This is a genomic window from Hankyongella ginsenosidimutans, from assembly GCF_005144965.1.
Classification (GTDB): domain Bacteria; phylum Pseudomonadota; class Alphaproteobacteria; order Sphingomonadales; family Sphingomonadaceae; genus Hankyongella; species Hankyongella ginsenosidimutans.
Genome location: NZ_CP039704.1, coordinates 252,986 through 266,486, shown reverse-complemented (window position 1 = coordinate 266,486; position 13,501 = coordinate 252,986). Strand labels below are relative to the sequence as shown.

Below are 13,501 nucleotides of genomic sequence, written 5' to 3'. Positions count from 1 at the left end.
CCGCATGATCGCACGCTACGAACGCCTGATCGCCACGCGTTACCTGCGCCCGGTGAAGGGCGAAAGTTTCATCTTCATCGTCTCCATCATCTCGCTGATGGGGATCGCGCTCGGTGTCGCGGCGCTGGTCGCGGTGATGTCGGTGATGAACGGGTTTCGCGCCGACCTGCTGGACCGCATTCTCGGCGTCAACGGGCATGCCCTGGTGCAGGGCTATGACGGCCGGCTGGACGTCTGGCGGCCGATCCTCGAGGATGCGCGCCAGCTGCCCGGCGTCATCCGTGCGACGCCGATCATCGAGCAGCAGCTCATGGCCTCGCGCCGGGGCGCGCCGCCGGCATAACGGTGCGCGGCGTGCGGCCGGAGGACATCCGCGCAGACAGCATTTTCGCGCGCAACGTCAAAGCGGGCAGCTTCGACGCTTTCAGGGACGGCGAACCGGTGATCGCGCTCGGGTCGCAGCTCGCCAACCTGCTGCTGGCGCGCGTGGGCGACAGCGTGTCGCTGATCGCGCCGGAGGGCCGGGTGACGCCGTTCGGCGTGACGCCGCGCATTGCGAGCTTTCGCGTCGTGGCGATCTTCGAGGTCGGGGTCTACCAGTATGACCAGGCGTTCGTGATGATGCCGCTGGCCTCGGCCCAGCGCTATTTCCAGCTTGGCGATGCGGTCGGTGCGATCGAGATCGTCACCGACAAGCCGGACAAGGTCGGCGAGCGGGTCGCGCCGCTGCAGGCCGAGGTGAGCCGGCACGGCGTGATCGTCGACTGGCGCGCGCTCAACCGCGCCCTGTTCGAGGCGCTGGAGGTGGAGCGGGTGGTGATGTTCTGGATATTGACCATCATCATCGTGGTCGCCGCGTTCAACATCGTCTCCAGCCTCATCATGCTGGTGCGCGCCAAGACCCGCGACATCGCCATTCTGCGCACCATGGGCGCAAGCCGCGCTGCCATGATGCGGGTGTTCATCCTGGCCGGGCTGGTGATCGGCGTGGTCGGCATCCTGGTCGGGCTGGCGCTCGGCTTCACGCTGCTGCACTTCCGGCAGGAGATCGTGATCGGGGTTGGCGCCCTGTTCGGCATCGACCTGTGGAATCCGGAAGTGCGCTTCCTGTCCGAGATGCCGTCGCTGGTCGATCCGTGGCAGATCGCCGGCGTCTGCGCAGTCGCTTTCGTGATGAGCCTGATCGCCACGCTCTATCCCTCCTGGAAGGCGGCGAACACGGACCCTGTGCAGGTGTTGCGCTATGAGTGAACCGGTGCTCGCCATCGAAGGGTTGACCCGCGACTTCGTACAGGGCGGCGTCACCATCCATGTGCTGCGTGGCGTCGACCTGACGATCGCGCCCGGCGAGATCGTGGCGCTGGTCGGTGTGTCGGGTGCCGGCAAATCGACCTTGCTGCAGGCGGTCGGCTTGCTGGAAGGCGGCTGGCGCGGCTCGATCCGCATCCAGGGGTCGAGGCGCAGACCATGAGCGCAGACCAGCGCACGACCCTGCGCCGCGACAAGCTTGGCTTCGTCTACCAGTTCCACCATCTGCTGCCCGACTTCACGGCAATCGAGAATGTGATGATGCCGCAGTTGATCGCGGGCCGCACGCCGGCTGACGCGCACACAAGAGCGGCGTCCCTCCTGGGCGATCTCGGGCTGGCCGAGCGGCTGGAACATCGCCCGGCGCAATTGTCCGGCGGCGAGCAGCAGCGGGTGGCGGTGGCGCGCGCACTGGCCAACGCACCGGCGCTGGTGCTGGCGGATGAGCCGACCGGTAATCTGGACGAGGCGACGGCCGACATCGTGCTCGCCGAATTCATGCGCCTGGTGCGCCAGCAGAACAGCGCAGCCCTCGTTGCAACCCATAACCGCGAACTGGCCCGCCGCATGGACCGGGTGGTTACGCTCCACGAAGGGCGTTTTGGGTAGAGCGTTCACCTGATACGCCCGAGGGAGTGTACGCACGCCCGCGATGCACCATCTAATCATTACTAGAGGTTGATCGGGGCTTTAACGCATGCAGTGGTTCCTTGCGGGTGTGGCGCTCTGGCTCGCCGCAGATTCTGCGCTGCCCGTCGACATCGAAGCGCGCGCATACAGGATCGATGAAGCAACCAGCAGCGTCACGGCGCAAGTTCCCGTCCTCGGTTCGCCGGCAGGACCATCCGGTTCCCGAAAATGCAGGGCAAGGTGATGGTCTCGACCCGGGATCCGGAAGGGGTGCGCCTGGAAATCAACCTCGATACGCGCGCGGTTACGGCGTCGGACAGGTTTACGCAGGCGCAGGTTCGCGGGCCGATGTTTTTCGATGCCGAGCATTTCCCAACGCTGCGCTTCATCGGCCATCGCTTCAGAGTGCAATCCGCGCTGGCGGGAGAGCTTGACGGTGAGATGACGATCCGCGGCGTGACGAAGCCCGCGACCTTGCATGTTACCTTCGCGCAGGCGCCGCTGCAGCAGCCGGTCGATACGCCGCTGGCGCTGACGGCGGTCGCCACCATAAACCGGCGCGATTTCGGCATGACCGCCATGCCGCTGCTGGTAGGACGCAGGGTCGCGGTCACGATACAGGCAACATTATTGCCGATTTCCTGAGCTGAGGATGTCGAGGTCTTCGGTCATCTATTGGCCGCCCAGGGGAAGACTGGCTGAGGCGGCTCGTCAAACCGCACGCTGTGCCATATGTTGTGGATAAGCCGCACACGTCCGTTGCTCTGGATGCAGGCAGGCCGCATTCTCGCGCCATGCCGTACGCGCCGTTCGTTCACCTGAGGGTCCAGACCGCCTTTTCCATGCTGGAAGGGGCGATGCGCCCGGACGAGATCGCCAAGGCCTGCGCGGCGCACGCCATGCCGGCGGTGGCGATCACCGACCGGGACGTGATGTTCGGCGTCATGGAGGCGGCGGACGCGCTGAGCACCCGCGGCGTCCAGCCGATCATCGGCTGCCTGCTGAGCATCGCCCGGCCACAGGGGCAGGGGTCGACTCGCTGACCCTGCTGGCGCAGTCGCCGGCGGGGTATGACGCGCTCAGCCGCCTGGTCAGCCGGGCGCACCTGGATGTTGATCCGCATCAGCCGCCGCATGTGACGCTTGAAGCCTTGGCGGGCGCAACGGATGGCGTGCTCTGCCTGACCGGCGGCGGCGACGGGGCGCTGGCGCGCCTGCTTGCGGACGGACAGGTGGATGCTGCACGCACGTACCTTGAGAACCTGCAGGCGGCGTTCCCGATGCGCCTCTACATCGAACTGACCCGCACGGGGACCGCCCTTGAGGCGGCAAGCGATGCCGCGCTGATCGATCTGGCCTACACGCAGGGTCTGCCGCTGGTCGCGACCAACCCGGTGCAGTTCCAGTCACCCGATTTTCTCGCCGCGCACGACGCCATGCTGTGTATTTCCGCCAGCCGCTACGTCGAGGAGGCGGACCGGCCGCGCTCAAACCCGGAATGCTGGTTCAAGGCACCGGACGCCATGGCGGCATTGTTCGCCGACGTTCCCGAGGCGATCGCCAACACGCTGGTGATCGCGCAGCTGCGCCGTGTCGCCGCCCAAGCGCAAGCCGATCCTGCCGCGCTTTTCCGCCGACGGAGACGAAGCGGGTGCGCTGGCGAACATGGCGCGCGAAGGGCTGGCGCGGCGGCTGCGCAGCGTCTCCGGGGACCACCAGGCCTACCGGGACCGGCTGGAATTCGAGCTGAGCGTCATCACCCAGATGGGCTTTCCCGGCTATTTCCTGATCGTCGCGGATTTCATCCAGTGGGCCAAGGCGAGCGGCATTCCGGTGGGGCCGGGGCGCGGTTCTGGCGCCGGCTCGGTCGTGGCCTGGGCGCTGACCATCACGGACCTCGACCCCTTGCGTTTCGGCCTGCTGTTCGAGCGGTTCCTCAACCCTGAGCGGGTCTCCATGCCGGACTTCGACATCGACTTCTGCGAAACCCGCCGCGGCGAGGTGATCCGCTACGTGCAGGAGAAGTACGGCGCGGATCAGGTGGCGCAGATCATCACCTTCGGGAAGCTGAAGGCGCGGCAGGTGGTCAAGGATGTCGGGCGCGTGCTGCAGATGCCCTATGGCCAGGTCGATGGCATCTCCAAGCTGATCCCCAACAACCCCGCCAACCCCGTGACCCTGGGCCAGGCGCTGGATCAGACGCCGGAACTCGCCGCCAAGCGCCATGAGGACGAACAGACCGAACGACTGTTCGACATCGCCCTGAAGCTTGAAGGCCTCTATCGCCACTCGTCGACGCATGCGGCCGGCGTGGTGATCGGCGACCGGCCGCTCGACCAGCTTGTGCCGCTGTACCGCGACCCGCGTTCGGACATGGCGGTCACGCAGTTCGACATGAAATATGTCGAGTATGCCGGGCTGGTGAAGTTCGACTTCCTCGGCCTCAAGACCTTGTCGGTCCTGCAGCGCGCGGTCGATCTGCTGGCGCAACGCGGGGTGGCGGTCGATCTGCCGGGGCTGCCGCTCGATGATCCCGCAACCTTCCAGTTGCTGGCGCGCGGCGAGACGGTCGGCGTGTTCCAGCTGGAAAGCGAGGGCATGCGTCGCACCCTGTCGCTGGTGAAGCCGGACAAGTTCGAGGACATCATCGCGCTGGTGGCGCTCTACCGGCCGGGACCGATGGACAACATCCCGACCTATGCGCACCGCAAGCACGGGCGGGAAGCGCCCGACTATCTGCACCCCTTGCTGGAGCCGGTGCTCGCCGAGACTTACGGCGTCATCATCTACCAGGAGCAGGTGATGCAGATCGCCCAGATCCTCGCCGGCTACAGCCTGGGCGAGGCGGACCTGCTGCGCCGCGCGATGGGCAAGAAGAAGAAGGAGGAGATGGACGCCCAGAAGTCTCGCTTCCTCGAAGGGGCGGCACGCAACGGCATTCCGGCCGAGCGTGCGGGCTATATCTTCGATCTGGTGGAAAAGTTTGCAGGCTACGGCTTCAACAAGAGCCATGCGGCGGCCTATGCCCTGGTCTCCTACCATACCGCCTGGATGAAGGCGAACTATCCGGTCGAGTTCTATGCCGCTTCCATGGCGTTCGACATCAGCCAGACCGACAAGCTCGCCGTGTTCGTCGACGACATGAAGCGGCTGAACGTGCCCATGCTGCCGCCTGACGTGAATGCGTCCGGCGCGGACTTCACGGTGCAGCAGGATGGCGGCGCGCTGGCGGTGCGCTATGCGCTCGGGGCGCTCAAGGGCGTCGGCGAGAAGGCGATGCAGGCGATGGTGGACGCGCGCACGGCCGGTGGCCCATTCCGTGATCTCAGCGATTTCGCCGACCGGGTCGACCCCAAGAGCCTCAACCGCAAGCAGATGGAAAGTCTGGTGTTGAGCGGCGCGTTCGACAGTCTCTGCGGCAATCGGGCCGCGCTGTTCGAAGCCATCGACAAGCTGCTGGCCTATGCCAACGCTGCCGCCGAGGAGCGCACCAGCGCGCAGGTGAGCCTGTTCGGCGGCGGGGCGGCGCCAGCCTGCCCAAGTTCGCGGTGCCCGAGCACAAGCCCTGGCCGCTTGGTGTCCAGATGGAGCGTGAGCGCGAGGCATTCGGCTTCTTCCTCTCCGCGCATCCGCTGGATGCCTTCGCGCATGTGCTGGCGGCGCAGAATGCGGTGACCTATGCGCGCGCCATGGAGACGGCCATGCCGGTCTCCGGCAACCGCATGCCGGTGACGCTTGCGGCCCAGGTGGGGAAGTGCGCTGGCGCACCTCGGCCAAAGGCAACCGCTACCTGACGGCCGATCTCTCCGACCAGTCGGGGCAGTTCCAGGCCAGCGCCTTCGATGGCGATGCACAGGGCGACCTGGAGCGGGCGGCGGCGGACGGCGTCGCCGTGCTGCTGCGCTGCGAGCTGTTCTGGTCCAACCCCGAGGAAGCGCCGCGGGTGACGGTGCGTGCGGCGATCCCGCTCGAGACCATGGCCGACCATGTTGCGGCGTCGTTGCGTCTCGTCATTGACGCTCCGGCGGCCTTGTCGTTGCTGGCGCAGACGCTGGAAGAGCGCAAGGGCGGCGCCGGGCAGGTGCGTCTGGAACTGCATCTGGCGCGCCAGATCGCCGAGATCCGCCTGCCCGGCAAATTCCGCGTCGACCCGGCGCTGAAACAGCGGCTCGCCGGTGCGCCGGGCATCGTCGCCGCCGAGCTGAGCTGGGCTCACTGATGTACTATATCTCGACTGCAGGGGAGGGGCTAAACAGCCCGCCGTTGCAGGGCGAGACTGTGGCCGATGCCGTCGTGATCGGCGGCGGGCTGACCGGCATCTCTGCGGCCTACCATCTGGCGCGGGCCGGCGCGGATGTCGTTGTGCTGGAGGCAGAGACGGTCGGCGCCGGGGCGTCGGGACGCAATGGCGGGCAACTGATTCCCGGCCTCCGGCTCGACTGGGAGCAGGCTGCGCGCGACTGGGGCTGGCGCGCACGCAGGCCCTGTACCGGCTGGGGCTGGACGCGCGCGATCTGGTCTGGGCGCTGGCCGAGGATTGCGATCTGACGCCTGGGCATCTCCATGCCTGCGTGAGCGATCGGCATTTCGCGCTTGCGCGGGCGGAGGCCGCCTTCATCCGGGAGACCCTGGGCTTCGATCATCTGGACGTCGTGGAGCGGGCGGCCCTGGCGCGCCATGTGACCGGCGGCGGGTATGCTGGCGGCCTCTATGATCGGCTGGGCGGGCATTTCCACCCGCTGAAGTTTCTGCGCGGTCTGGCGCGCCGCGCGCAGGCAGCCGGCGCGCGCCTTCATGAGGGCAGCCGGGTGGTGGCGATTGAGCAGGGCCGGAATGGCGTGACCGTCCGCGCGGCGACCGGCAGCGTGCGCGCCGCAGCCGGCATCGTGGCGTGCGACGCGCTGATCGGCGGCCTGTCGCCGCACCTCGCACGCGCGATCATGCCGGTCGCCAGCTACTGCATCGCCACCGAGCCTTTGCCGGACGAGCAGGCGGCGGCGTTGCTGCCGGGTCGAGCGGCGGTCGCCGACAGCCGGTTCGCGCTGGATTATTACCGGCTGTCCGCTGACAACCGGCTGCTGTTTTCCGGCGGGGAAACCTACACGCATACGCCGCGCCGCGATGTGGCTGCGTTCGTGCGTCCCCACATGGCGCGCGTGTTCCCGGCGCTGGCGGCAGCGCGGATCGACTACGCCTGGTCAGGGCTGGTCGGGATCACGCCCAACCGTTTGCCGCAAATCGGCCGGCTCGGCGGAGCGCTTTATTTCGCACACGGCTATTCCGGGCAGGGCTGCCTGCTGGCTCCCTTCTACGGCAAGGCGATCGCCGATCATCTGCGTGGCGACAGCGATGTCTACGAGCGCCTGTCGGCGCTGCCGGCCTTTCCTGGCCGGGGGTGATCTGCTGCGCGGACCGCTGTATACGCTGGGCATGCTGTATTACGCATTGCGGGATCGGCTGGGATAACGGGAGGTTATATGGCGGCGATGGTGCTGTACGGCGAACCGGGCTGGGGTTCGATGTACGTGGAGGCGCAACTCGACTGGTATGGCCTGCCGTACCGGTTCGAAAGTGTTGGCGACCTGTTCGCCTCGGCCGAGGCGCGGGCGGCGCTGGCACGGGTCAACCCGGTGGCGCAGGTGCCGACCCTGGTGCTGGCCGACGGGCAGGCGATGACCGAAAGCGCCGCCATGACGCTCCACCTTGCCGACCTTGCGCGCGACGACAGCCTAGTCCCCGGACCGGACGCGCCGGAGCGCGCCGCCTTCCTGCGCTGGCTGGTGTTCATCGTCGCCAACATCTACCCGACCTTCACCTACGGCGACGAGCCGGCGCGGTTCGTGGCACTGGAGGCGGCACGGGAGGGCTTTCGCGCCGCGACCGACGCCTATGCTCAGCGACTTTACGCCATGATGGAAACGGCGGCCGGCGCGCCCTGGTTTCTGGGCACCCGGTTCAGCGCCCTGGATATCTATGTCGCGGGCCTGACCTGCTGGCGGCCGCGGCGACCGTGGTTTGCCGAGCATGCGCCGAAACTTTTCGCAATTGCGAACCGCGCCGAGGCCCAGCCAAAACTCCTGGAATGCTGGCGCCGCAACATGCCGCATGCGCAGTATTCCTGAGAATTATTCCTATTTGCTTTGCGAATAACTCTTATAAGCTGTTTTGATCATGGGTTGCCTGGTTCTTTACTGTAAAATATTTCGACCCTACTTCCGTTCATCGCAAAATTTACGTGCGACAATCTGCCACAGTTTGTGCGACGGGCCGTTAGAAATTATAATTTAAATATAATTCACAATTATATAATTGCGCATTTTGTACAGTATTAGTTAAAAAATATAAAAACGACGCCTGTAAACCACATCGACGACGCTGATCTGTCACATCGCGCGGCTAAGCGTCGCACACCGCCATTCCGGCGTACGCAGGCGTGTTTGCACTGCGCAGCTCTATTTTGGGGTTTATAATATGAAACTCGGTATTGCCGCGGCGCTCGCCGCGTCGCTGATGTCCTCGACCGCCATGGCCGGCCCGGTGTTCGATGCACTGGTCGCCAACGGCCCGCTGGCCGCCAACAATGACGTCACCCGCACCGACACTTTCACCACTGGCGTCGGCCAGTACAACACGGTCGCCCGTGCGGGTGGCAACACCGGCCTCGCCACGCCGTTCGTGACCAACGGCGCGGTGCAGCAGCAGGTGATCTTCCACGTGCAGCAACCGGGCTCGACCTTTCCGGCCAATCCGCTGATCGACCAGCTGGCGATCGACCCGTCGCGCCCGAACTTCCTGTTCACCACGCCGGAAATCGGCGCGTCGCTGCAGGGCGGCCTGTATCGCGTCGACCTGACCGCCGGCACCTCGATCCAGATTTCCGACCCGAACGTCACCGGGCCGTTCTCGCGCGGCGATCTCGTGCGCTTCACGGACCGTGGCACCGCGCTGGTGGCGGAAGAGAGCGGCTCCGGCGGCCGCCTGTTCGAAGTCCTCAACCCGTTCGGTGACCCGAACGATCCGGTCGTCGCCAACCGCCCGATCACCATTGATCGTCCGGCCATCGGTCGCCTGAGCCACGAAGGCTATTCGATCGACAAGTTCGGCAACAGCTATGTCGCTGACGAAAACTTCCCCGGCGGCATCTTCCGCCTGGTGCCGACCAACCCGAACGATCCGCTGGCCGGCGGCCAGTTGTTCGCGCTGCGCGTCAGCGGTGCCAACAACGTCGGCGCCGCCGACTGGGTTGCGCTCAACAACCCGGACGGCACGCCGATCGCCGGCATCACCGACCCGACCGTGAATGCGCGTCAGGCGGTCGCCGACTATAACGCCGCCAATCCGAACAGCCCGATTTCGGCCTTCAACCGCCCCGAAGACTTCGAACTGCAGACGCTGCCGGGCGGCCGTGAAATCCTCTATGTTCCGACCACCGGCGACAACCGCATCTATGCGATCGACGTCACCGATCCGGCTGCTCCGTCGACCAAGATCTTCGTCGACACCAACACCATCGACGCAGCGACCGGCCTTGCGGTTGGCAGCGGCTTCTCCTCGCCGGACAACATCGCCATCAGCGCCTTCGGCGACATCTGCGTGACCGAGGACATCGGCGGCTCGAACCCGGTCGACGACATCTTCTGCGCGCAGGACGCAGATGGCGACGGCGTGGCGGAAGCCATCGTGCGCCTCGGCATCCAGACCACCTTCGCTGCGGAGCCGACCGGCATTCTGTTCGATCCGCTGAACCCGTTCCGCCTCTTCGTGAACACGCAGCACGCCGATGGCGGCCGCGACTTCATCTCGGTGTTCTCGGTTCCGGAACCGGGCACTCTGGGCGTTCTGGGCGCGGGTGCAGCCCTGGCGGGCATCGCCGCCGGCCGCCGCCGCCGCCGCTAAACGACAGGCCAGCCGGCAACAGGCTGGCATTGACCGCTAACGAGCCGGCGCGCCATAAACGCGCCGGCTTTTTGGAGCGCGTTTCGATCTGACCGTATCTGATCGTCCGCTCTATCGGTTTGTTTTGCTGCGATTTCTTAACTAACAGATGAGTCCGTCTGCTTGGAAATCGCTCTATGAGGCTTGCATGACCGCCGCTGCGCCGCGCCGGGCTACGCCGACTTGTTCGGCACGCCGCTGATCACCTTCCAGATGCCGGATCATGATCAACTGAACGCGGCGTTTCGCTCGCGTATACTCGAGAAGCAGGCGCAGGACCCTGCCGGCGTTCAGCACTCCAACGTCAACGGCTGGCACAGCGACGCGGATATGCTGGACTGGGGCGGCGCGCCGGCACAGCGCCTCGGCCAGACCCTGTGCGATCTCTGCACCAACTTCACCCTCGACCCCGGCAGCCCGGCCAAACCGCGCTTCGGCTGGCACTTGCGCATGTGGGCGAATGTCTCCGGGCCAGGCGCTGCCAACCAGACCCATGCGCACCCCGCCTTCTGGTCGGCGGCCTATTATGTCGATGATGGCGGCTGCGCGGACGACCCCGCCAAGGGCGGCGAACTCTGCCTCGTCGATCCGCGCTACCCGATGACGGCGATGGCGGCGCCGGATATCTTCATGCGCGGGGCCGACGGTCGGCCCAAGCAGGTCGAGCAACTGGTGCGCCCGAAACCGGGCCTGATTGTGATTTTTCCTTCCTGGTTGCAGCATGCGGTGCGGCCCTACAAGGGCGACGCGCTGCGGATCTCAATCGCGACCAACCTGACCGTCGTACCGAAGGTTTAAGCGGTTGTTGCAGCTTGCCTCTTGTGCAGTGTGCATGCTCCCGTGCTAGGCTAGCATAAAGGAGAGCCGCCATGGCCAGCGTCGGCGAACTGGAAGAATGGATCAACACCCACGGCGTCGGCGAGGTCGAATGCATGGTGCCGGACATGAACGGCATCCTGCGCGGCAAGGTGGTGCCGGCCGCCAAGTTCCTGAAGGGCGTGCGCGAGAAGACCCTGCGCATCGCCTCCAGCATTTTCATCGTCACCGTGACCGGCGATTATCCGGATGACGAGAGCGTTGCGCCTTACACCGATCCGGACGTGATCCTGGTGCCGGACCCGACGACCATCCGCATGGCGAGCGGTTATAAAACGCCGACCGCCTTCGTGATGATGGACCCGCTGACCTCGGACGAAGAACCGCTGTCGGTCGCGCCGCGCAATGTGCTGCGCCGGGTGATGAAGCTCTATGAGGACAAGGGCTGGAGGCCGGTCGTGGCGCCGGAGCTGGAATTCTTCCTGACCGCGGTCAACCGGACCCAGACCTGCCGCTTGCCCCGCCGCTCGGACGTTCGGGGCGGCCGGAGACCGGCAGCCAGCCCTACGGGCTCGAGGCGGTGAACGAGTATGAAGCGCTGATCGAGGATATCTACGAATACAGCGAGCGCGCGGACCTCGACATCGACACGCTGATCCACGAAGCGGGTGCTGCCCAGCTCGAGGTCAACTTCAACCACGGCGATCCGCTGGAACTGGCGGACCAGGTGACCCTGTTCAAGCGCATCGTGCGCCAGGTGGCACTGCAGCACGGCGTCTATGCGACCTTCATGGCCAAGCCAATGGAAAACCAGCCGGGCAGCGCCATGCACATCCACCAGTCGGTGGTCGACGCGTCGAGCGGGCAGAACATCTTCGCGACCCGGCAGGGCAAGGACAGCGCACTGTTCAAGGCCTATGTCGCGGGACTGCAAAGATTGCTGCCGCAGATGATGCCGCTGTTCGCGCCCAACGTGAACAGTTTCCGGCGCATGCGCCCGCAGTTCGATGCGCCGATCAACGTGCAGTGGGGGTCGACAACCGATCTTGCGGGCTGCGCGTGCCGTTTTCCAGCCCGAGCAACCGCCGGGTCGAGAACCGGCTGCCGGGCGCGGACGCCAACGCCTATCTGGCGTTCGCGACCACCCTGCTGTGCGGCTATGTCGGGATCCTCGAGCGCATGCAGCCGCGGCCGCAGGTAACCGGCAGCGCCTACCGGCTGGCGCGCACCCTGCCGCGCACGCTCTATGAGGCGGTCGATCGCTTCAGTCACTGCAAGCCCGCGAAGAAATATCTGGGCGACGATTTCGTGCGCGCGTTCATCGCCATCAAACAGGCGGAGCTCGACGCCTATCAGGCGGTCATCAGCTCATGGGAGCGCGAGCACCTGCTATTGAAAGTCTGACCTCCATGAAGTTTGCCGCTGTCTCTGAATGCGACGCCTTCCTTGCTGCGCACCCGGCGGTGCAGTTTGTCGATCTCGTGGTTACGCCGCTGAGCGGGGTGCCGCGCGGCAAGCGGCTGCGCCGGCACGAACTGCGCCCCGTGTTCGAGCAAGGGCGTTTTTGCCGCTGTCGCTCATGGTGACCGACATCACCGGCGCGGACACTGCCGAGACTGGCCTGGTGTGGGAGGCCGGCGACCCGGACCGCATTGTGCGCCCGGTCCCCGGCACGCTGGCCCTGACGCCGTGGCAGGGGCCGGATTCCGCGCAGGTGGTGTGCACCATGGTCGAGCTGGATGGCAGCCCGTGCGCGCTCGACCCGCGGCAGGTGCTGCAGGGCGTGCTCGATCGCTTCACAGCCGACGGACTGACGCCTGTGCTGGCGTGCGAGCTGGAATATTATCTGGTCGAGGCCGGATCGACGGATGCGCCGCGGCTGCGCCCTGCACGCGCACCGGCGAGCGCCAGACGCGCAACGAAGTCTACGGCCTGGCGGAACTGCATGAAGTCGATGCTTATCTGCGCGATCTCTATGCCGTCTGCGACGTACAGGGCCTGCCGCTGGAGGGCGCGATCTCGGAATATTCGCCCGGCCAGATCGAACTGACGCTGGCGCACAAGCCGGACGCCCTGCGCGCTGCAGACGACGCTGTGCTGTACAAGCGGGCCGCCAAGGGCATCGCGCTGAACCATGGCATGGAAGCAACCTTCATGGCCAAGCCGTTCGCGGACTGCGCCGGCTCCGGCCTGCACATCCATGTGAGCGTCGAGGATCGGGACGGCCGCAACATCTTCGCCGATGCAGACCCGGCCGGCAGCCCGGCGCTGCGCCACGCGATCGGCGGCCTGCGGGAGACGCTGGCCGACACCATGGCGATCCTGGCGCCGAACGCCAACAGCTACCGCCGGTTTCGCGCCAACTCCTATGCGCCGACGAGCCCAAGCTGGGGATCAACAACCGTACCGTCGCCCTGCGTGTGCCGACAGGCAGCCCTTCGAGCCGTCACCTCGAACACCGCGTCGCCGGCGCCGACGCCAACCCCTATCTGGCGGTCGCCGCCGTGCTGGCCGGCATCCACCATGGTCTGACGCAGCACTGCGATCCCGGACCGCCGGTCTCCGGCAACGGCTATGGCGCGGCGACCCTGCCGACGGTCTGGGTCAATGCGATCGACGCCTTCGCCGCATCAGGCCGGATGGCGGATTATCTGGGGCCGCGCTTTGTCGAGATGTATGCGACCATGAAGCGCGCGGAGCACGAGCGCTACAGCGCGCTGGTGCCAAGCCTCGACTATGCCTGGTACCTGCGCAATGCCTGAGCGGGCGGAATTACCGCCGGCGCAATAAAAGCGGATTGCGGCGCTGCGCAA

The 13,501-nt window shown here is 66.1% G+C and carries 8 protein-coding genes and 5 pseudogenes; all 13 read left to right on the top strand.

Annotated elements, in window-relative coordinates; genetic code table 11:
* Positions 1-4 precede the first annotated feature (4 nt).
* The 13 genes and pseudogenes from E6W36_RS01575 to E6W36_RS22705 all read left to right on the top strand — a co-directional run bounded on the left by E6W36_RS01575 (position 5) and on the right by E6W36_RS22705 (position 13,450).
* Positions 5-1,251, top strand: a pseudogene (locus E6W36_RS01575) (lipoprotein-releasing ABC transporter permease subunit).
* Positions 1,244-1,917, top strand: a pseudogene (locus E6W36_RS01565) (ABC transporter ATP-binding protein). Before E6W36_RS01575 ends, E6W36_RS01565 begins: the two co-directional pseudogenes overlap by 8 nt.
* Before the next feature lie 234 nt (positions 1,918-2,151).
* Positions 2,152-2,583: a YceI family protein gene (locus E6W36_RS01560; protein WP_281277583.1), complete on the top strand. Its 432-nt coding sequence runs from the start codon at positions 2,152-2,154 to the stop codon at positions 2,581-2,583.
* Positions 2,584-2,732: 149 nt separating this feature from the next.
* Positions 2,733-6,156: pseudogene (gene dnaE, locus E6W36_RS22715) on the top strand (DNA polymerase III subunit alpha).
* Positions 6,156-6,485, top strand: a complete 330-nt coding sequence (locus tag E6W36_RS01550) for an NAD(P)/FAD-dependent oxidoreductase (RefSeq protein ID WP_222873542.1) — start codon at positions 6,156-6,158, stop codon at positions 6,483-6,485. Before dnaE ends, E6W36_RS01550 begins: the two are co-directional and overlap by 1 nt.
* The gene (locus tag E6W36_RS01545; RefSeq protein ID WP_222874364.1) at positions 6,377-7,336 is read left to right on the top strand and encodes an NAD(P)/FAD-dependent oxidoreductase; all 960 of its coding nucleotides are present in this window, start codon (positions 6,377-6,379) and stop codon (positions 7,334-7,336) included. Before E6W36_RS01550 ends, E6W36_RS01545 begins: the two co-directional genes overlap by 109 nt.
* Positions 7,337-7,414: 78 nt before the next feature.
* Positions 7,415-8,059 carry a glutathione S-transferase family protein gene (locus tag E6W36_RS01540; protein ID WP_222873541.1) on the top strand — a complete coding sequence of 215 codons (645 nt, stop codon included), beginning with the start codon at positions 7,415-7,417 and terminating at the stop codon, positions 8,057-8,059.
* A gap of 349 nt (positions 8,060-8,408) precedes the next feature.
* Positions 8,409-9,833 carry an alkaline phosphatase PhoX gene (locus E6W36_RS01535; protein WP_222873540.1) on the top strand — a complete coding sequence of 475 codons (1,425 nt, stop codon included), beginning with the start codon at positions 8,409-8,411 and terminating at the stop codon, positions 9,831-9,833.
* Between the two features lie 183 nt (positions 9,834-10,016).
* On the top strand, positions 10,017-10,670 hold the full coding sequence (locus E6W36_RS01530; RefSeq protein ID WP_222873539.1) for a 2OG-Fe(II) oxygenase family protein: 654 nt from the start codon (positions 10,017-10,019) through the stop codon (positions 10,668-10,670).
* 71 nt (positions 10,671-10,741) lie between these two features.
* The gene (locus E6W36_RS20125) at positions 10,742-11,272 is read left to right on the top strand and encodes a type I glutamate--ammonia ligase (protein WP_281277411.1); all 531 of its coding nucleotides are present in this window, start codon (positions 10,742-10,744) and stop codon (positions 11,270-11,272) included.
* Positions 11,269-12,092 (top strand): annotated as a pseudogene (locus tag E6W36_RS22710) (glutamine synthetase family protein). Before E6W36_RS20125 ends, E6W36_RS22710 begins: the two are co-directional and overlap by 4 nt.
* 5 nt (positions 12,093-12,097) lie before the next feature.
* Positions 12,098-12,274 carry a hypothetical protein gene (locus E6W36_RS17315; protein WP_246047955.1) on the top strand — a complete coding sequence of 59 codons (177 nt, stop codon included), beginning with the start codon at positions 12,098-12,100 and terminating at the stop codon, positions 12,272-12,274.
* Positions 12,268-13,450: pseudogene (locus E6W36_RS22705) on the top strand (glutamine synthetase family protein). The gene E6W36_RS17315 and the pseudogene E6W36_RS22705 overlap by 7 nt, the downstream one beginning before the upstream one ends.
* Positions 13,451-13,501 lie beyond the last annotated feature (51 nt).